15 protein-coding genes are annotated in these 20,623 nt (G+C 59.2%); 10 read left to right on the top strand and 5 right to left on the bottom strand.

All coding sequences use genetic code 11. The features are described 5' to 3' along the window. Positions 1 to 105: 105 nt before the first annotated feature. Together metH and ACYZTX_RS14775 are read left to right on the top strand one after the other, a co-directional pair. Positions 106 to 3,816 (top strand): methionine synthase, encoded by a 3,711-nt coding sequence (gene metH / locus ACYZTX_RS14780; RefSeq protein ID WP_462034673.1) that lies wholly within the window; start codon positions 106 to 108, stop codon positions 3,814 to 3,816. Between the two features lie 128 nt (positions 3,817 to 3,944). Further along, on the top strand, positions 3,945 to 4,163 hold the full coding sequence (locus ACYZTX_RS14775; protein ID WP_462034672.1) for a DUF2970 domain-containing protein: 219 nt from the start codon (positions 3,945 to 3,947) through the stop codon (positions 4,161 to 4,163). Here ACYZTX_RS14775 and ACYZTX_RS14770 read toward each other — a convergent pair. Beyond that, positions 4,160 to 5,233 carry an ABC transporter substrate-binding protein gene (locus ACYZTX_RS14770; protein WP_462034671.1) on the bottom strand — a complete coding sequence of 358 codons (1,074 nt, stop codon included), beginning with the start codon at positions 5,231 to 5,233 and terminating at the stop codon, positions 4,160 to 4,162. The genes ACYZTX_RS14775 and ACYZTX_RS14770 overlap by 4 nt on opposite strands. 523 nt (positions 5,234 to 5,756) lie before the next feature. Between ACYZTX_RS14770 and ACYZTX_RS14765 the strand changes: the two genes are divergently transcribed. Next, complete coding sequence (locus tag ACYZTX_RS14765) at positions 5,757 to 7,415, top strand: nitrite/sulfite reductase (protein WP_462034670.1); 1,659 nt, start codon at positions 5,757 to 5,759, stop codon at positions 7,413 to 7,415. Then, a complete protein-coding gene (locus ACYZTX_RS14760; RefSeq protein ID WP_462034669.1) occupies positions 7,399 to 7,893 on the top strand; it encodes a DUF934 domain-containing protein in 495 nt (164 codons plus the stop codon). The genes ACYZTX_RS14765 and ACYZTX_RS14760 overlap by 17 nt, the downstream gene beginning before the upstream one ends. Before the next feature lie 51 nt (positions 7,894 to 7,944). Here the strand turns inward: ACYZTX_RS14760 and ACYZTX_RS14755 are convergent, their stop codons facing one another. Further along, positions 7,945 to 11,868 carry a leucine-rich repeat domain-containing protein gene (locus ACYZTX_RS14755; protein WP_462034668.1) on the bottom strand — a complete coding sequence of 1,308 codons (3,924 nt, stop codon included), beginning with the start codon at positions 11,866 to 11,868 and terminating at the stop codon, positions 7,945 to 7,947. Between the two features lie 189 nt (positions 11,869 to 12,057). Further along, on the bottom strand, positions 12,058 to 13,080 hold the full coding sequence (gene sohB / locus ACYZTX_RS14750) for a protease SohB (RefSeq protein ID WP_462034667.1): 1,023 nt from the start codon (positions 13,078 to 13,080) through the stop codon (positions 12,058 to 12,060). A gap of 203 nt (positions 13,081 to 13,283) precedes the next feature. Here sohB and ACYZTX_RS14745 point away from each other — a divergent pair, with 203 nt between their 5' ends. From ACYZTX_RS14745 to ACYZTX_RS14720, 6 genes are all read left to right on the top strand, one after another. Then, on the top strand, positions 13,284 to 13,994 hold the full coding sequence (locus ACYZTX_RS14745; protein ID WP_462034666.1) for a histidine phosphatase family protein: 711 nt from the start codon (positions 13,284 to 13,286) through the stop codon (positions 13,992 to 13,994). A 64-nt stretch (positions 13,995 to 14,058) separates the two neighbouring features. After that, positions 14,059 to 14,373 carry an SCP2 sterol-binding domain-containing protein gene (locus tag ACYZTX_RS14740; RefSeq protein ID WP_223545087.1) on the top strand — a complete coding sequence of 105 codons (315 nt, stop codon included), beginning with the start codon at positions 14,059 to 14,061 and terminating at the stop codon, positions 14,371 to 14,373. A gap of 308 nt (positions 14,374 to 14,681) precedes the next feature. Further along, the gene (locus tag ACYZTX_RS14735) at positions 14,682 to 16,529 is read left to right on the top strand and encodes an amidohydrolase (protein WP_462034665.1); all 1,848 of its coding nucleotides are present in this window, start codon (positions 14,682 to 14,684) and stop codon (positions 16,527 to 16,529) included. A 173-nt stretch (positions 16,530 to 16,702) separates the two neighbouring features. Beyond that, positions 16,703 to 17,566: a LysR family transcriptional regulator gene (locus tag ACYZTX_RS14730; protein ID WP_462034664.1), complete on the top strand. Its 864-nt coding sequence runs from the start codon at positions 16,703 to 16,705 to the stop codon at positions 17,564 to 17,566. 107 nt (positions 17,567 to 17,673) lie between these two features. Continuing rightward, positions 17,674 to 18,819 carry an SRPBCC family protein gene (locus tag ACYZTX_RS14725; protein WP_462034663.1) on the top strand — a complete coding sequence of 382 codons (1,146 nt, stop codon included), beginning with the start codon at positions 17,674 to 17,676 and terminating at the stop codon, positions 18,817 to 18,819. Further along, on the top strand, positions 18,816 to 19,904 hold the full coding sequence (locus tag ACYZTX_RS14720; protein ID WP_462034662.1) for an SMP-30/gluconolactonase/LRE family protein: 1,089 nt from the start codon (positions 18,816 to 18,818) through the stop codon (positions 19,902 to 19,904). Before ACYZTX_RS14725 ends, ACYZTX_RS14720 begins: the two co-directional genes overlap by 4 nt. Positions 19,905 to 19,922: 18 nt before the next feature. Here the strand turns inward: ACYZTX_RS14720 and ACYZTX_RS14715 are convergent, their stop codons facing one another. Continuing rightward, complete coding sequence (locus ACYZTX_RS14715) at positions 19,923 to 20,093, bottom strand: hypothetical protein (RefSeq protein WP_462034661.1); 171 nt, start codon at positions 20,091 to 20,093, stop codon at positions 19,923 to 19,925. 110 nt (positions 20,094 to 20,203) lie between these two features. Beyond that, the gene (locus ACYZTX_RS14710; protein ID WP_076030754.1) at positions 20,204 to 20,446 is read right to left on the bottom strand and encodes a DUF465 domain-containing protein; all 243 of its coding nucleotides are present in this window, start codon (positions 20,444 to 20,446) and stop codon (positions 20,204 to 20,206) included. Positions 20,447 to 20,623: the final 177 nt, after the last annotated feature.

Here is a 20,623-nt window from a genome sequence, read left to right as displayed (position 1 = left end):
CCACACCAACATGAGCGATATTCATGCAAAACCGGGGCATGCTCTAAAACCACGCAGGTTTGCTATTATCCCGCCCCTTCGTCATGGTCTTTCCGAGTAGTCCAAATGTCCGATCGCAGTGTTCGCCTTCAAGCTCTCAAGCACGCCCTCAAAGAGCGCATCCTGATTCTCGATGGCGGCATGGGCACGATGATCCAGAGCTACAAGCTCGAGGAGCAGGATTACCGGGGCAAACGTTTCGCCGACTGGCCAAGTGACGTCAAGGGCAACAACGACCTGTTGATCCTGACGCGCCCGGACGTGATTGGCGCCATCGAAAAAGCGTACCTGGATGCCGGCGCCGACATTCTGGAAACCAACACCTTCAACGCCACCCAGGTTTCCCTGGCTGACTACGGCATGCAAGGCCTGGCGTACGAGTTAAACGTAGAAGGCGCTCGGCTGGCGCGCAAGGTGGCAGACGCCAAGACCCTGGAAACCCCGGACAAGCCGCGCTTCGTCGCCGGCGTAATCGGGCCGACCAGCCGCACCTGCTCGCTGTCGCCGGACGTGAACAACCCCGGCTACCGCAACGTGACCTTCGATGAACTGGTGGAAAACTACACCGAGGCCACCAAAGGCCTGATCGAAGGCGGCGCCGACCTGATCCTGATCGAAACCATTTTCGACACCTTGAACGCCAAAGCCGCGATCTTCGCCGTGCAAGGGGTGTTCGAGGAGTTGGGCATCGAATTGCCGATCATGATTTCCGGCACCATCACCGACGCCTCCGGCCGTACGCTCTCCGGCCAGACCACCGAAGCCTTCTGGAACTCAGTGGCTCACGCCAAACCGATCTCGGTCGGCCTGAACTGCGCCCTCGGTGCCAGCGAACTGCGCCCTTACCTGGAAGAGCTGTCGAACAAGGCCAGCACCCACGTGTCGGCGCACCCGAACGCCGGCCTGCCGAACGAATTCGGCGAGTACGACGAACTGCCGTCAGAAACGGCCAAGGTCATCGAAGAGTTTGCCCAAAGCGGCTTCCTCAACATCGTCGGCGGCTGCTGTGGCACCACGCCGGGCCACATCGAAGCCATCGCCAAAGCCGTGGCCGGTTACGCACCGCGCGAGATTCCGGACATTCCCAAGGCCTGCCGCCTCTCGGGCCTGGAGCCGTTCACCATCGATCGCAACTCGTTGTTCATCAACGTCGGTGAGCGGACCAACATCACCGGCTCCGCCAAATTTGCCCGTTTGATCCGTGAAGACAACTACACCGAAGCCCTGGAAGTCGCCCTGCAACAGGTCGAAGCCGGCGCCCAGGTGATCGACATCAACATGGACGAAGGGATGCTCGATTCGAAGAAGGCCATGGTGACCTTCCTCAATCTGATTGCCGGCGAACCGGACATCTCCCGCGTCCCGATCATGATCGACTCCTCCAAGTGGGAAGTGATCGAAGCCGGCCTCAAGTGCATTCAGGGCAAAGGCATCGTCAACTCGATCAGCATGAAGGAAGGCGTCGAGCAATTCATTCATCACGCCAAACTGTGCAAACGCTACGGCGCCGCAGTCGTGGTGATGGCCTTTGACGAGGCCGGTCAGGCCGACACTGAAGCGCGCAAGAAAGAAATCTGCAAACGCTCCTACGACATTCTGGTCAACGAAGTCGGCTTCCCGCCGGAAGACATCATCTTCGACCCGAACATTTTCGCCATCGCCACCGGCATCGAAGAACACAACAACTACGCTGTGGACTTCATCAATGCCTGCGCCTACATCCGTGACGAACTGCCGTACGCGCTGACCTCGGGCGGCGTGTCCAATGTGTCGTTCTCGTTCCGCGGCAACAACCCGGTACGCGAGGCGATTCACTCGGTGTTCCTGCTGTATGCGATTCGCAACGGCCTGACCATGGGTATCGTCAACGCCGGCCAACTGGAGATCTACGACCAGATTCCGGCCGAACTGCGTGACGCCGTGGAAGACGTGGTGCTCAACCGCACGCCGGAAGGCACCGACGCCCTCCTCGCCATCGCCGACAAGTACAAGGGCGATGGCAGCGTCAAGGAAGCCGAGACCGAAGAGTGGCGCGGCTGGCCCGTCAACAAGCGTCTGGAGCATGCACTGGTCAAGGGCATCACCACGCATATTGTTGAAGACACCGAAGAATCCCGTCAGTCGTTCACCCGGCCGATCGAAGTGATCGAAGGCCCGCTGATGTCCGGTATGAACATCGTTGGCGACCTGTTCGGTGCCGGCAAAATGTTCCTGCCGCAGGTGGTGAAATCCGCCCGTGTGATGAAGCAGGCCGTGGCCCACTTGATCCCGTTCATCGAACTGGAAAAAGGCGACAAGCCGGAAGCCAAGGGCAAGATCCTCATGGCCACGGTCAAGGGTGACGTGCACGACATCGGCAAGAACATCGTCGGCGTGGTGCTGGGCTGTAACGGCTACGACATCGTGGACCTTGGCGTGATGGTGCCGGCCGAGAAAATCCTGCAAGTGGCCAAGGAGCAGAAGTGCGACATCATCGGCCTGTCCGGCCTGATCACACCCTCGCTGGATGAAATGGTCCACGTGGCCCGTGAGATGCAGCGTCAGGACTTCCATCTGCCACTGATGATCGGTGGCGCGACCACCTCCAAGGCGCACACGGCGGTGAAGATCGAGCCCAAGTACAGCAACGACGCGGTGATCTACGTCACCGACGCCTCGCGCGCCGTGGGCGTGGCGACACAGTTGCTGTCCAAGGAATTGAAGCCGGCCTTCATCGAGAAAACTCGCCTGGAATACATCGAAGTCCGCGAGCGCACCGCCAACCGCAGCGCCCGCACGGAACGCCTGAGCTACCCGGCGGCCATCGCCAAGAAGCCACAGTTCGACTGGAGCACGTATGAGCCGGTCAAGCCGACGTTCACCGGTGCCAAGGTACTAGAGAACATCGACCTGAAGGTTTTGGCCGAATACATCGACTGGACGCCGTTCTTTATCTCCTGGGACCTGGCCGGTAAATTCCCGCGCATCCTCACGGATGAAGTGGTCGGTGAAGCCGCCACCGCGTTGTACGCCGACGCCCAGGAAATGCTGGCCAAACTGATCGACGAGAAACTCATCAGCGCCCGCGCGGTGTTCGGCTTCTGGCCGGCCAACCAGGTGCGTGAAGATGACATTGAAGTCTATGGCGATGACGGCAAGCCGATTGCCAAGCTGCATCACCTGCGTCAGCAGATCATCAAGACCGACGGCAAGCCGAACTTCTCCCTGGCCGATTTCGTGGCCCCGAAGGACAGCGAACTCACCGACTACGTGGGTGGTTTCATCACCACCGCCGGGATCGGTGCAGAAGAAGTGGCCAAGGCTTATCAGGACGCGGGCGACGACTACAACTCGATCATGGTCAAGGCCCTGGCCGACCGTTTGGCCGAGGCGTGCGCCGAGTGGTTGCACCAGCAAGTGCGTAAAGAGCATTGGGGCTACGCGAAGGACGAAACGCTCGACAACGAGGCGTTGATCAAAGAGCAATACACCGGCATCCGCCCTGCCCCGGGCTACCCGGCCTGCCCGGATCACACCGAGAAATCCGCGCTGTTCAAGTTGTTGGACCCTGAAGCCGCGGAAATGAAAGCGGGCCGCAGCGGCGTGTTCCTCACCGAGCACTACGCCATGTTCCCGGCGGCAGCGGTCAGCGGTTGGTACTTCGCTCACCCGCAGGCGCAGTATTTCGCCGTGGGCAAGATCGACAAGGATCAGGTGCAGAGCTACACGTCGCGCAAGGGTCAGGAGTTGAGCGTGACCGAGCGGTGGTTGGCGCCGAACCTCGGTTACGACAACTAAGCAGTCTCCTGGCCACAATACTGTGGCCAACAGAGATCCCCTGTGGGAGCAAGCTCGCTCCCACATTTGGTTTGTGCATGCCGCAAATTGTCTATGCTTAGCTCTCACACATGGGTGACGAGGGGTTTATGGACGATCCAGTCGACAACAAACCGCCGACGTTCTGGCAGATGCTGCACAGCATCATGGCCGCGGCGTTCGGGGTGCAAAGCGGGAAGAACCGGGCCCGGGACTTTGCGCACGGCAAGCCGAGTCATTTCGTGATTCTGGGGATTGTGTTCACCGCGGTGTTCGCCCTGACCCTGTTCGGCATCGTGCAACTGATAGTGCACCTGGCCGGGATTTAGCGCATCAAGGTTTGCAGGCTGAACGGATAGCGATACGACGTCGGCCGGCCCTTGGCTGAAAGACGACGGAAGTTCACACCGTAATCCGGTGATGCCCCCATGGCCAGCAATCGCTTGGCCTGTGCCTTGTCGATCAGCTGCAACAACGGGATCTGCCGGTCACGGCCGCCGTACTGGCGCAGATCCACGCCCTGATCAAGGTCATGCAACTCCACCAGTGCCCAGCCACCCAACGTGAAGTGCCCACCCAACAACACGCTTATGCGTCCGTCGACCGTCGACTGCAACGCTGCTGGCGAGGTGTTGACCGCACTGAACAACGCATCCTTGCCGGGCACCCCACCCGCCTCCGAAAACGCCTGCATGGCGCCAAACGCCATTTCGTCATTGGCTGACCACACCAGCGAGACCTTCGGGTAACGCCGGAACAGCAGCGTCGCCTGTTCATACGCCCGATCCCGGGTCCAGCCGCTATAAACCAATTGGCGCAAGCGCACTTCAGGGTGCTCGGCCAAGGCCCGCATCATGCCTTGCTCGCGCAGTTGCGCCGACGGTGTGATCTTCAGGCCGGAAAACGCCAGCAACTCGATGACCTGACCGGGTGCCGCGGGCCGATGCTGGCGAATAAGTTCCTTGAGCATCAGGTAGCCGCCCTCCTCATCGTTGGGCACCAGGCTGCCCAACCGATCAGAGCGATCCCCCAGCAGACTCAGCTGATTGGCCGTCAACGAAGCGTTGACCATAAACAACTTCACCCCGCTGCCCTCGGCCAGACGCAGGATTTGCGGGGCGACGTACTGTTCGTTGACGAAAACCAGATAGTCCGGACGATTGTCACCCTGCAGCGCCAGGCGGGCTTGCGCCAGCGTGAGCTCAGGCATGCGCCGGGAATAGAGAATTCGCAGGTCTATGCCCAGGTCCGTGGCTGCCGCCTGCATGAATTGCGAATAGCTGACCCAGAACGCTTCGTCAGTGTTCCCGGGATTCAGAAACAGCACCGATTCCGCGCGCGCACCGGGTCCGTAAACCGCGCCGAACATCAGCAGGAATGCGTAGAAAAACTTCAACATTGATCGTCCGGGCCCCTCGGCAATTCGCCGGGCAGTATAGCCAGCGAAGTCCCGGAAAACGGCGTTTATTCGGTGTATTGTCCGGCAATCGTCGGAATCGGGCCCGGGCGGGGTCGGTTATTGATGGTTGACCCAAAATACCGCGGTGCCCACGACCAGAATGATCAGGAACAGAATGGCCCAAGCATCGACCGTGCTATCGGGTTTAGACGTTTTGGTAGGGTTGCTCATTGCATCGCCTCTTGTCGGTTTTATCGGTGATTGCATAAAGACTCGAGCACAGTTAAGACGATGATTGCCCGCACCACAAATGTGGGTTTTACCGTATTGCTCCTCATTAGTCGTTTTGGTTCTTTACATATACTCAAACATCACTTTTGCGCATAACTGCAAACTGGTATCTTGCCCCGGCTCCGTTGGGAGTGCGCGGCCGTGCGCGCAGAATTGCCGAAGCAGTATCGGAGACTTCCAGGCGTCAAACGCAACTGGATCCGACCGGCCCAAGCCTGAGAACAGGACTTATATGTACGTATACGACGAGTACGATCAGCGGATCATCGAGGACCGCGTCAAGCAGTTCCGTGATCAGACCCGACGCTATCTGGCAGGCGAACTGAGCGAAGAAGAATTCCGCCCCCTGCGCCTGCAAAATGGCCTTTATATCCAGCGCTTCGCGCCGATGTTGCGGGTGGCGGTGCCTTACGGCCAACTCACTTCGCGCCAGACGCGAATGATGGCCAGGATTGCCCGTGACTATGACAAGGGCTATGCCCACATCAGCACCCGGCAGAATGTACAGTTCAACTGGCCGGCGCTGGAGGACATTCCGGACATCCTTGCCGAACTGGCTACCGTGCAGATGCACGCGATCCAGACCAGCGGCAACTGCCTGCGCAACGTCACCACCGACCAGTTCGCCGGTGTCGCTGCCGACGAGTTGATCGATCCGCGCCCATGGTGCGAGATCGTCCGCCAGTGGACCACGTTCCACCCGGAATTCGCTTACTTGCCGCGCAAGTTCAAGATCGCCATCAACGGTTCGACTTCCGACCGTGCAGCCATCGAAGTCCATGACATCGGCCTTGAGCCGGTGCACAACGCCGCTGGCGAACTGGGTTTCCGTGTGCTGGTCGGTGGTGGCCTCGGCCGTACACCGGTGGTGGGTGCGTTCATTAATGAATTCCTGCCGTGGCAAGACCTGTTGAGCTACCTCGACGCCATCCTGCGGGTCTACAACCGCTACGGCCGTCGTGACAACAAGTACAAGGCGCGAATCAAGATTCTGGTCAAGGCCCTGACACCTGAAGTCTTCGCGCAAAAAGTCGACGCGGAAATGGAACACCTTCGCGGTGGCCAGACCACGTTGACCGACGCCGAAGTGCATCGCGTCGCCAAACATTTCGTCGACCCGGACTATAAGGCTCTGGACAACCAGACCGCTGAACTGGCCGAACTGGACAAGCAGCATCCTGGTTTCTCGCGCTGGCGCACCCGCAATACCCTGGCCCACAAAAAGCCGGGTTATGTGGCCGTGACCCTGTCCCTGAAACCGACCGGTGTTGCACCGGGCGACATCACCGACAAGCAGCTCGATGGCGTTGCCGACCTGGCCGATCGTTACAGCTTCGGTCAGCTGCGCACCTCTCACGAGCAGAACATCATTCTGGCCGACGTTGAACAAAGCCAGTTGTTCGCGATGTGGGGCGAGTTGCGTGAGCAAGGTTTCGCCACGCCGAACATCGGCTTGCTGACCGACATCATTTGCTGCCCGGGCGGCGACTTCTGCTCCCTGGCCAACGCCAAGTCGATCCCGATTGCCGAATCGATCCAGCGTCGTTTCGAAGACCTGGATTACCTGTTCGATATCGGCGAGCTGGACCTGAATATCTCCGGCTGCATGAACGCCTGTGGTCACCACCACGTCGGCCACATCGGCATCCTCGGGGTGGACAAGAAAGGCGAAGAGTTCTACCAGGTTTCCCTGGGTGGCAGCGGAAGTCGCGACGCCAGCCTGGGTAAAATTCTCGGCCCGTCCTTCGCCCAGGACGTCATGCCTGATGTGATCGAAAAGCTGATCGACGTGTACATCGAACAACGTACCGAAGACGAGCGTTTCATCGACACCTATCAGCGTATTGGTATCGACCTCTTCAAGGAGCGCGTCTATGCAGCGAATAATTAAGAACAACGAGGTCGTCGACGAAACCTGGCACTTGCTGCCCAAGGATTTCAACATCGACGAAATCAGCAACTGCGACGACCTGATCGTCCCGCTGCAGCTGTGGCGCGAACACAGCCGTATGCTCAAGGCCCGCGACGGCGGTTTGGGTGTATGGCTGGATGCTGACGAAGAAGCCGAAGAAATCGGTGAAGACGTGGCAGACTTCAAGGTGATCGCCTTGAATTTCCCTGCCTTCACCGACGGTCGCAACTATTCCAACGCTCGTCTGCTGCGTGACCGTTATGGTTTCAAAGGCGAACTGCGGGCGATCGGCGATGTGCTGCGCGACCAACTGTTTTACCTGCGTCGCTGCGGGTTCGACGCCTTTGCATTGCGCGCCGATAAAGACCCGTATGAAGCCCTGGAAAGTCTCAAGGACTTCTCGGTGACCTATCAGGCCGCCACCGACGAACCGCTGCCGCTGTTCCGTCGCCGTTGATCGTGATGCCTTGAGCCTCCCTCCGGAAGTTCAAGGCGTTCTCCCCTCCTGTCAAGGCACTGGATGCTCCCCTAGCGCAATTGGCCGTCCCATGGCCACCCAGTTGCTGTAAAGGCGCACCCGATCTTCCAGAGCGGTGAACAGCCTGAATGGATTCTCCGCGTCGGCCAGCGTCGTTTCGACACGCTGACGCAGCCAGCCCCACAACTCCTCTGAAACATCCGCTTCACGCAGCAATCGCCATACCCGGGCTTGCAGCAACCAGTAACCAACGCGGAAATCCGCCGTCAGGCTCAATCTGTCCATGACCCGCAGAAACACACCACCCGAGGGTTTTGCCGCCAACCGTTGCCAGATCTCCCGTCGGGTTGTGCGCAATAGCTCATCGCCGTCCTCCAGCCACGGTATCGCGCTGCCATAATCAACGCCCGGCTCGCTCAACCAGAGATTGATGCCGGTGCGCTCCCGATGTTCGACCAGTCGTATCAGCGTCTCCTCATCCGTGAGCGGGTTGCCCCAAAGCCGTACCCGATCCTTGGCGACAGCCTGATTCAGTATCGCGTCGGGAACCCGAGTGATCCGGTTGTCGCGCAAATCCAGCGAAGTCAAATACGGGTCATTGGCAATGCCAACCGGGCATCGGGTAATACCGGTGTTTCTCAGGTTCAGAACGCGCAATTCGTTCAAGCCCAGGACCACAGGCGGGACGGCCAACGGGTTATCACTCAGGTCCAGCGTTTGCAAACTGAGCAGATCGCACAAATGCCCGGCGGTGTCCTCTTTGAACGCTAGAAACGTGGCGTTGAGATTCAGTGTTTCGAGTCGGTTCATTCGCCGAATCGTCGGGGGCAGCTCACCCTCCAGCACGCCAGCGGCGTTGAGGCGGCGCAGGTCGACATTTTTCAGATTCAGAGAATGCAGGTTCGGGAAACTCTCCAGAAACGCATTCAGGCTCTCGCGCTCGATCAGGTGCAATCCGTGCATCGACAGCTCGATGACTTCGTCGAAACGGACATTCATCACCGGCAACCGGTGATAATCCTCAAAATCCAGATCGAGTTTGTAGCCGGCCACCCCCTCGCCGGAAAGGACGCGACCAGTGTGAGCCGAACGCTTTTGCCAGATGGCGATCAATTCGTCGGCCAGTTCATTGCGTGTCTGGCGTTCGTAATTAATCGCATGCTGCAACACTTCAACATTGTGCACCGCCACTTGTTGAGCGTTCATGCCGGCAGCGTCTTCCTCGCCCAGGGCGAGGAAGTCCAAATCCATATCATCGACATCCAGCAACGACTGATCGACCCAGTAGCGCAGATCGATGCGCAATTGCTGCAACTGTAACTTCAGACTGTCCAGAAGCGCCTGAGCCCCGACGCCCGCCGTTCGAAGCACGTCATCGGCTTGGGCGTTGGTGAAATCCGGATAAAGATCCTTGACCTGCAACCGCATCACTTCATGGGTCAGCGCCGCAGCTTGCGGGGTGTGCGGAAATCCGCCGCCGCGCAAACCCCGGGATTCGAAAGGCAATCCGCTATCCATCCGCTCCAACCCAAGCATCAGCTCGGAACGCGGGATTGCCCGCTCACCGAGTCGAAGCCGTAACTCGTAAGCCTGATCCAGCGAGCGCAAAGACAACGCCTCGCGCTCCTCGGCAGACAACGCACCGAGTAGCGCGCAAAACAAATCCGACTCTGCGGTGGTGGTATCCGCCGCTGCAGAATTTCGATAGCGATTGCCAGTCTTGATCAACCGACGGCAGTCCGCGGAGTCGAGCGGACCACAACGATCCAGTACCCGGCCACTGATCGAACCCTCAAGCACTTCGATTCGTACGCGCCAGGGCCAACCGGGTAAACGCCCGAGTGAATGCAGGGCCAGGATGTCAGATTCGGTGTGATCGATCGAGTGCAAATAAAGACTCTCATAGGCGCGATTGAGCCTTACGTGGCCTTGATACTGTCGGGCCTTGCCGTCCATGCGCTTGAACACCTTAAGCGCTTCGACAGCATCGACCGACCGGCCGATTTCGACGCCTGAACGGTCCAGGATCTGCTCCACGACGGTTTTCGGCAAACCGGGATACTCCCGTTGAAACAACCGAACCCATTCGTGCTTCGACTGCTGGAGTGCCTGATAGCGGGTATTGAACAATTGCGCTCGCGCTGCCGGGTCGGCAATCGATTCAAGCTCCTGATCGAGCTTGAATCGGCTGATGGTGTCGACCAGTAGCGGAGTCGGCGCACGCCCGACTTGCATCAGGCGCAACATGTCGTCGTCGACGGTACTGATTCTGGCGATTTGGCTCAGCACCTCATCGCTGAACGTAGCAAACGGGGCGCACACACCACGAATCAGCTCCAACCGTGTCAGCATCGACGTCGGCGCCTGCCCGGGCGGGAGGAGAGACGTTGCGTCGGGCAGAAGCTCGCTGCTTGGTTCGCTGACGGGCTCCGAGGATTCGTGGAGTGTTTCAGCCACGCTGCCCGCGCTTGTGCCTTCGCCCTTGAGAGCCGCGACAGCCCCGGCCAACGGTAGCGCGTTGAGCAAGCCGAACACAGTGCGCGTCACGCCTTCGGAACGTTTTTCGGCGGTTTGGCCGTTGACTGCCTGATTGATGCCATAGCCGGCATCGATGAGCCCGGCCAGCGCCAACAAGCCCTCGCCACCGGGAACAAACAGTGCCAACGGACCAAACTGGTTGATCCACCGCACCAGCGGTTCGACTACCGCACTCAGATTGTCTCGATTGACCTGAGCATCGTCACGGATGGCTTTGACGCTGGCCATGGCCGCCCACTTCATGGTCAACACCAGTTGCGCAAACGGGTCGACTGCGGCAGACGCACGCTCAAAGTCGATGTAGTCCTGCGGCTCCCAATAGCCGTCATCGTTAAAGAAACCGGCGTTCTTTGTCAGCCTGTGCTTTCTCGGGTAGATCACCATGCCCTCCAATGCAGTCAAGACACCCGCATGAAAGGTGCCATCCTCACGGTCCTCCTCGGCAAAGTGTGCGGCCAAGGCTTGTTTGGTGTCGGCCCCCTTGGCTTGCGTAACGACCCATTCATGCAAGTGATGGACGTCGAGGAACTCATGTAACGGCGAGGAATTCGCCGGGACGTACAGCAAAATCCTGGTGCCGGCGCGGTGGCGAAAACACCAGATATCGGACGAGGTGTAGCGATAGATCGTCAGGCGACTGGCCTCGACCTGCACACTGGCGCGGGTCGGGGCTTGCAGATCGGTGGTGGTCAACGCACCCCAGGTTTGATCCGCCGGCAATCCGCCGGCCTGCATCGCCAGCGCCAGGCCTTCCTGGCTCAGACTGCCTTCCTGATATTGCAGGCAGGCACTCATGACAAAAGCTGCCTTGACCGACGTTCTCAGCGGGTACGGTTCGGCCTGCAAGATCCGCTCATCAGCGGGCCAGGCATGATCGAGATAAGCCTGAAAGCGAGTCTGCAGACCCAGTGTCCACACCCACCGCTTGAAATCGGCTGGCCTGAGGGCGATTTGCGTGGTGGGGCCGAAGGCTTGTGGCACAGTCTGACGGTAGATGCCTTCGTAGGTTTCGTGGTTGCCGCTGCCCTGGTAGGCGAACTCATCGACATTGGCCACGATGCGAACGCAAGGGCCGACATCGGGTGGTGTATACAGGCCGAATGCGGTTTCGCCGAAACGACCGTCGCCGACGGTCTGATAGTTGGACAGCAGCGCCTGTAACAGTGTCTGCGAGTTTGCCACCCGACCTTGCTGGCTACCGTCCTGATAGGGATGCCCATGGTAGTTGTAGTCGAGCGTTACCAACAAAGTCGTCTGCGGCTCAATGCCCGGCCCCCACTTTTCCTTGATCAACTGTGCACCGAACTGTTCGGGAGATTGCGGCAGCGCTGTGTTCACTGTCGACTTCAGTTCTTCACGCATCGGCAGGACGGGCGAACTCGGCGCAGTAACATTGTCACGCAAGTGATCATTCATATGCATTCCATTGCAAACATAGGGAATAGCACCATAAACCGCTATTTTTGGATCGGCAGCAGGAAGGATCGTCAGCGCACTTAGGAGAATTCGCTGATGGTTGAGGGCAGTGGGTAATTCGAAGATGACAGGCAAAAAAACCGCGGCGCACGCCACGGTTTCATTTGTTTACGGACGCGAAGTGAAGCTTTACCAGAAGCGTTGTTGAGTCAACCGGCTCCACCAGCTCAGCAATACGCGATCGACCGAGCCGCTGGCCGCCATGCCGATGCGCTCCTGCAGGCTTTTACGCTCGGCGTAATGCAGGTGATAAAGCTCGGATTTTTTCGCCCGTTCGGCGAGATACTCGTCGCTGGTCTTGAGCTCGTCCACCAGTTGCTTGTCCAGCGCCGTGACGCCAAGCCAGATTTCACCGGTGGCCACCTCGTCGATGGCCAGTTGCGGGCGATAGCGCGAGACGAAGTTCTTGAACAACTGGTGAGTGATGTCCAGGTCTTCCTGGAACTTCTCGCGGCCCTTCTCGGTGTTTTCGCCAAACACCGTCAGCGTGCGCTTGTATTCGCCGGCGGTCAGCACTTCGAAGTCGATGTCGTGCTTTTTCAGCAGGCGGTTGACGTTAGGCAACTGCGCCACGACGCCGATCGAGCCGAGAATGGCGAACGGCGCACTGATGATCTTCTCGCCGATGCACGCCATCATGTAGCCGCCGCTGGCCGCGACCTTGTCGATGCACACGGTCAACGGCACACCGGCATCACGGATACGCGCCAGTTGCGAGGACGCCAGACCGTAGCTGTGAACCATGCCGCCGCCGCTTTCCAGACGCAGCACCACTTCATCCTTGGGCGTGGCAAGGGTCAGCAGCGCGGTGATTTCATGGCGCAGGCTTTCAGTGGCCGACGCCTTGATGTCGCCGTCGAAATCCAGCACGAATACCCGAGGTTTGGCTTCAGGTTTTTTCTTTTGCTTTTTCTCGGTTTTAGCCTCGACCTTGCGCAGCGCCTTGAGTTGGTCCTTGTCGAGCAAGGTTTGCTCCAGGCGATCGCGCAGCCCTTTGTAGAAATCATTGAGTTTGCTGACTTGCAACTGGCCGACCGACTTGCGCCGACCTTTGCTGCGCAACGCCGCGAAACTGGCCAGGACCACCAGAATGGCGATCACCAGTGTCACGGTCTTAGCCAGAAAAACTGCGTACTCGGCAAAAAACTCCACAGGGACTCCTTTAATACGATGCGCTGCAAAAACGCGCGCGGGATACCTCCAGCATACCCATGCACCGGCTCGGCGGCCAGCCGTGAAACCTTTGGCAACAGGCCTGCAACAGGCATTTCAAACAAGCGTATGTTTTTTCATTGACAGCACACTGTCATCCCCATAACCTCGCCGAACCTTCAACGTACCGGGATGACGCGGACGTGGGCAGTATCTATTTGATTCGACATGGCCAGGCCTCCTTTGGTGCAGACGACTATGACGTCCTGTCGCCGACCGGTATTCGCCAGGCAGAAATCCTCGGCCAGCACCTCGCTGAGCTGGGTATCAGCTTCGATCGCTGCCTGTCGGGCGACTTGCGCCGCCAGCAGCACACGGCCAACAGCGCACTGGAACAGTTCGCTGCCGCAGGCCTGCCGGTTCCAGCCCTGGAAATCGATTCCGCTTTCAATGAGTTCGACGCCGACGCGGTGATCCGCGCGCTGCTGCCGGCCATGTTACCGGACGAACCCGAAGCGCTGGACATCCTGTGCAACGCCACGCAAAACCGCGGTGAGTTCCAGCGCATCTTCGCCCTGATCATAGAGCGCTGGCTCGCCGGCACCTATGACACGCCGGGCCTGGAAAGCTGGCTGGGCTTTGTCGAACGCGTGCAGGCCGGTCTTCACCGCATCCTCGAAAGCGCCGACAACACCCAGAAAATCGCCGTGTTTACCTCCGGCGGCACCATCACGGCCCTGCTCCACCTCATTACGCAAATGCCTGCCAGGCAGGCGTTTGAACTGAACTGGCAAATCGTCAACACCTCGCTCAACCTCCTGAAGTTTCGTGGTCGCGAGGTGGCTCTGTCTTCTTTCAACAGTCATGCGCACCTGCAACTGTTGAAGACCCCGGAACTCATCACGTTTCGCTGAGTCCGGACTATTGTGACCCTGGCTGTATTCACCCAGCTCTAATTACCCAAGAAAGGATCGAACCATGACCTCCGTAGCTGATGCCGTACAAGCAATGAAAGCCAAGTTCAACCCAGCCGCCGCTGCCGGTCTTGACCTGGTATTCGGTTTCCGCATCGACGACACCAAGAACTTCTCGCTGATCGTCAAGGACAGCACCTGCGAGCTGCAAGAAGGCGAAAACCCTGACGCCCAGGTCACTCTGGTGATGGATGGCGAAACCCTGGAAGGCATCGTCGACGGTTCGACCGACGGCATGCAAGCGTTCATGGGCGGCAAACTGCGCGCTGAAGGCGACATGATGCTGGCCATGAAACTGTCCGAGCTGTTCCCGGCCTAAGCGCGTCGCTCCCGACCTTCGGGAGCACGTCTGGCTGCAAACGAATCCCGCCCTTCGAGGCGGGATTCGTCGTTTTTCGGCATCGGAAAACGGCTACCTGTGGATTTGCCGTCTATATTCTTTTTGGGCCGCATGCGTCAGACATCGGCTGTTTGCCCTCGCTTCTTTTGTGAAGAGCCTTTGCGCGGAGCATTGCCATGAGCCCACCTGACGGCCACGACGGATTCAATCGCCGACGTGTATTGCAAGGCCTTTCGGCAGGTGCCGTCGGTGCCTGGATCAGCCCGCTATTCGCAGGGAGTAAAACAATGCCCGACGCCCCCGCCGACCTCATCCTGTACAACGGACGCCTGCACACCGTCGACCGCAAAAAACCCCAGGCCAGTGCCGTCGCGATCAAGGACGGACGCTTCGTGGTGGTCGGCAGCGATGCTCAGGCCATGGCGCTGCAAGGCCCTGGCACACAGATTATCGACCTCCATGGCCGCACGGTGATTCCCGGTCTCAACGATTCGCACCTGCACCTGATCCGTGGTGGCCTTAACTACAACCTTGAGCTGCGCTGGGAAGGCGTGCCGTCCGTGGTCGACGCGCTGCGCATGCTCAAGGAGCAAGCCGATCGCACACCCACGCCGCAATGGGTGCGGGTGGTCGGTGGCTGGAATGAATTCCAGTTCGCCGAAAAACGCCTGCCGACCCTCGACGAACTGAACAAGGCGGCGCCGGATACCCCGGTGTTCGTCCTGCACCTCTACGACCGTGCCCTGCTCAACCGCGCGGCGTTGAAAGTGGTCGGTTATACCCGCGACACGCCGAACCCAACTGGTGGCGAAATCCAGCACGATGCCAATGGCGAACCGACGGGCATGTTGATCGCCCGCCCTAACGCGATGATTCTCTACTCGACCCTGGCCAAAGGGCCGAAACTGCCGCTGGACTATCAGGTCAACTCGACCCGCCAATTCATGCGTGAACTCAATCGCCTCGGTGTCACCAGCGCCATCGATGCCGGCGGCGGATATCAGAATTATCCGGACGACTATCAAGTCATCCAGCAATTGGCCAAAGACCAACAGCTCACGGTGCGCATTGCCTACAACTTGTTCACGCAGAAACCCAAGGAAGAGCTGACCGACTTCAAGAATTGGACCAGCACCTCCCACTACGGTCAGGGCGATGACTTTCTACGGCACAACGGTGCCGGGGAAATGCTGGTGTTCTCGGCGGCAGACTTCGAGGACTTCCTCGAGCCGCGCCCCGACCTGCCGCAAACCATGGAGCAGGAACTGGAACCGGTGGTCCGCCATCTGGTGGAACAGCGCTGGCCGTTTCGCTTGCACGCCACGTACAACGAATCCATCAGCCGCATGCTCGACGTGTTCGAGAAGGTCAATCGCGACATTCCGTTCGATGGCTTACCGTGGTTCTTCGACCACGCCGAAACCATTACCCCGCAGAACATTGAACGGGTGAAAACCCTCGGCGGCGGCATCGCGATACAGGATCGCATGGCATTTCAGGGCGAATACTTCGTCGACCGTTACGGCGCCAAGGCTGCCGAAGCCACGCCGCCCATCGCCCGAATGCTCGCCGAGGGCATTCCGGTCGGCGCCGGCACCGATGCCACGCGAGTGTCCAGCTACAACCCCTGGACTTCGCTGTACTGGCTGGTCAGCGGTCGCACCGTTGGTGGTCTGGCGCTGTACCCGCAAGGCTTGAGCCGCGATACCGCGCTGGAACTCTTCACCCACGGCAGCGCCTGGTTTTCCTCGGAGCAAGGTAAAAAAGGCCAGATCAAGGTCGGACAACTGGCGGACCTGATTGCGTTGTCGGCGGACTACTTCCACATCGAGGATGAAGCCGTCAAATGGATCGAATCGGTGCTGACCATCGTCGACGGCAAGATCGTCTACGGCAGCGTCGAGTTTGAAAAACTCGGGCCGCCTCCAATCCCGGTGGTGCCTGAATGGTCGCCCGTCGCTAAAGTCCCGGGCCATTGGAAACCCCTGGCGCCGCTGACGGCGCAGGTTCATCAATGCGTCGGGGCTTGCGCGGTGCATGCCCATAGCCATGAACGGGCGCGGTTGTCGTCGGCGCCGGTCAGTGACTTTCAGGGATTCTGGGGAGCGTTTGGCTGTTCGTGTTTTGCGTTTTGAAATGAGCCGCTAAAAGATCGCAGCCTGCGGCAGCTCACAGGGGTATATGCACTATCTCGTGTAGGAGCTGCCGCAGGCTGCGATCTTTTGATCTTTGTTTACCCAACTGGCTGTGAGGTATCAGTTGCCGGCATACGCTCTTACAATGGCGCACCTCCCGCACCGGCTGCCCCATGGACATCGATCTCGCCCGCACCTTTCTGGAAATCGTCCGCCATGGCAGCCTTGCCGCAGCCGCCGAAAAACTCCACGTCACCCAGACCGCGATCACGGCGCGCGTGCAGAAACTCGAGAGTCAACTGGGCAGCACGCTGTTCGTGCGTAATCGCGCCGGTGCCCGTCTTACGCCTAACGGTGAAGCCTTCGTGGTCTACGCCAATCAACTGGTCGAAACCTGGGAAGCGGCGCGACGGGATTTGCCGTTGCCCGAGGGCTACCGCGACGTGTTGCACATCGGTGGTGAGGTCAGTCTGTGCAACCCGCTGATGCTCAGCTGGGCCGGCGAGCTGCGCGAGAAGATTCCCAGCCACGGACTACGGATGGAAATCCGTGACGGTGAAAACCTGCTGCGCCAACTGGAACTGGGGGTTCTGGATGCGGCGCTGGTCTACCAGCCCGAGTATTGGCCACGCCTGCAAGTCGAGCAGGTATTGGAAGAAAAGCTCGTCCTCATCCGCCTGGCCGCAAGTCCCGATCCCTACGTGTACATCGACTGGGGCCCGGACTTCCGCCGCCAGCACGATGCGGCCCTGCCGGAAAAAGCCAAAGCGGCGTTGAGCTTCAACCTCGGCCCACTGGGCTTGCAGTACATTCTGGAAAACGGCGGCAGCGGCTACTTCCGCACCCGGGTGGTCCAGAGTTACCTGGAAAGTGGTGTGCTGGAGCAAGTCCCCAAAGCCCCGGAATTCAGCTACCCGACTTATCTGGTTTACTCCCGCGACCGCGACTCGGCGACCTTGCAACGAGCCTTCGACCTGTTGCGCGAAGTGATCAAATCCGACGATGACTGGTCGCAACGCTGGAACCCGCTGACCTGAATCCGGTTTGCACCGGATCATGGCGTTTGTGACCTCATGGTTCGGCCCGCCAGAATCGTCGGGATCGTCTAATCTGCTGGTTATAACAATAATCACAGGTGAACGCAGTGAGGCAGACGACCGAAGGATTCCGCGCCCGCTACCGCGCTGATATTCATCCGCTCTACAACCCATGGCTGCACGGCGCTTTTGTGCTGTTGTTCGGGTTGCTGGCCATTGGCGGATTCTGGAGCACCGTGCATCAGGTTCAGCCACTGGAATGGCTGGCAATGCCGCTGACCCTGCTGTTCTTCAACTTTGGCGTGTATAGGGTGCATCGGCACCTGGGGCATCACAAAAAAAGTTTCGCGCGAATGTTCTACGCCCGCCATGCCGGCGATCACCACAGTTTTTTCGCCCCCGGCCACATGACCTACGACAGCGCACGAGACTGGCGGGTGATTTTGTTTCCGGCCTGGCTGATCGTGGTGCATACCGTTGTCATCACCCTGCCCATCTGGTGGCTGCTTGCGCAGTTCGATGCCAACGTCGCCGGGATGGTTGGCGGCTGCCTGATCCTCGGTTACCTGACCTATGAAGTGTTCCATGCCTGCGAGCACCTGCCACCCGAGAACCCCGTCACACGTTTGCCGTGGATCCGCCAGATGCGCCGACTGCATGAATTGCATCACCGTCGTGAGCTGATGCAGGAACGCAATTTCAACATCGTTTTCCCGCTAATGGACTATCTGTTCGGCACCCTTTATTGGGAACCGGACCCGACCGACCTGCACCTGACGAGAACGCCCATGACGCGCATGCAGCATCAGATCGACATTGCTGGAAACCCGATTGACGTGCTCGCCTACGCCAGCACCGTGACCCGTTGGCCGGAATGGCATCCATCGTCCCTCAAGGTTGATGGCCAAAACGGTCCGCTGCATGCCGGGAAGCGGTTTGAGGAAGACATCAAGGCTGGCGGGCGCGAGGGACACTTGATCTGGGAGGTTAACGAATACCTGCCAGGACGCCGCTGGAGTGCCTGGGCCCGTGGCGATCACGGGTTGTCTTTAGTGGTGACTTACGAGTGCGAGACCTTGGGCGACAGCACACGTTTTGTCCGCACCCTGGAGTATCAGTTCAGCGGCCTGGCGATGCGCATTGCCAATCGACTGCTGCTCAAGCGGCGCGTCGATCGTGAGTCGGCAGCGTCGATGCTGGCGTTGCGCGAGATGGCGCAAAAACAGTTCGCCCCGGCAGGAGCCAGCGCGTGAGTCGAACCGTCAAGTTTCGCCATGTGGTGTTGCTGGTGATCGTTGCCACCGGCGCCTTTCTGTTGCTGATGCCGACCAAGGTTCAACCGGTGGCCTGGACCCCGCAGCCGGCGCCCTCCCTCACCAGCGGAATCTACGCCGACAATCAGCGCCTCAAAGGTGTGGAGCGCGTCGGCGCCGCGAATATCGACGGGCCGGAAGCGTTGCTGCTGGAGGAAGGCGTCCTCATCACGGGTTTGCATGACGGCCGACTGCTACGTACCAGCCTCGACGGCAAGGTCACCAAGGTCCTGGCCGATACGGGCGGCAGACCCTTGGGCCTGGCCCGTCACCCCAACGGCCTGCTGGTGATTGCTGATGGGGTCAAGGGCTTGCTGTCGCTGGATGCCCAGGGCCGGTTGATTCCATTGACCACGACGGCCAACGGCGTGCCCTTCGGTTTCACTGACGACGTGGCCATCGACAAGTCCGGGCACTACGCCTATTTCAGTGATGCCTCCAGCCGCTTTGGCTATGGCAGGGACGGCGAAGCGATCATCGAGCACGGCGGTGACGGCCGTTTGCTGCGTTATGATTTCCAGACTGGCAAGACGGTGGTTTTGCTGGATAAGCTGGAGTTCGCCAACGGCGTGACCCTGGGTCCGGACGATGCCTTTGTACTGGTCAACGAAACGGGTGCCTATCGCATCAGTCGTTACTGGCTGAGCGGGCCGAAAACCGGCACCCACGATCTGTTCATCGACAACCTGCCAGGGTTGCCGGACAACCTCGCGTTCAATGGCCGTGACCGCTTCTGGGTCGCGCTTTATGCACCACGCAATACGCTGCTCGATGCCACCGCGCCGCATCCATTCGTGCGCAAGATGATCGTGCGGGCAATGACGGTCCTGCCGAAACCGGTGGAGAAACGCGCCTTCGCGTTAGGCCTGGATCTGGACGGTAAAGTGATCGCCAACTTGCAGGACGGTAGCCGCGACAACTACTCGCCGATTACAACCGTTCGCGAGTATGGGGATTGGTTGTATTTCGGGTCGTTGAAGGCGAAAAACATGGCGCGGTTGCCGTTGAGTACCGCGCTGCAGTAAAAATCTTTTGATCCTGGTTTAGCGAGGATCCTCGTCCATCGGAATGGCACCTTCGTTGTTCGGCAGTTCGTCGATACCCGGCTCATCTTCCGGATTGACGGCAGTGCGTCCTGGACTCAGGGGTTCGGGATGTGTCGGGATGGGATCGTAGCCACCCTGCTCTTCGCTGGGGAATTTTTCATCGGTCATGGGGCACCTCGCATGGAGCCGTAAATTCGGACTCTGATCATTCGAGGTGCCGGGATTTATCGCCGTTCCAATTTTTCAGTCACCGATCGTCGGTGACCAGACATGACGCGTCAGGACGGCGTCTGGAGCCGATCAACGATCTTTTGCTTGACCTGCACGCGCTTCTCCTTGAGTTTCTTCAATGCGTCATCGCTGGGTGCATCGGATTTGGCGGTTTCAGCCTTGACCACCTCGGCGTCCGCCTGCGAATACTTGTTGATCAGTGAATCCAGTAACGGATCCTTGGTGCGTTTTTGCTGGATATCTTCCTTTGAAAGTTTGAGATCCTGATAAAGGTCGTGTGGCACCGGCATGGAACACCTCCGTTTGTTGATCGGAGGCAAACGCGATCAATGGCGTTCACCAACTATCAGAATGGCCTTGGTTAGCGGGTTCTGTCGACCGCCTATCAGACCAGCGGTGCCCGTTCGTCGCCCTGCCGCAATCGCAATAAAACCTTTGCCCACTCGTCGGCCTCCACAGATTAACGA

The organism is Pseudomonas sp. MDT1-17 (assembly GCF_054898105.1).
The sequence above is the reverse complement of the archived record's forward strand: the minus strand, read 5'-3'. Positions and strand labels throughout refer to the sequence as shown.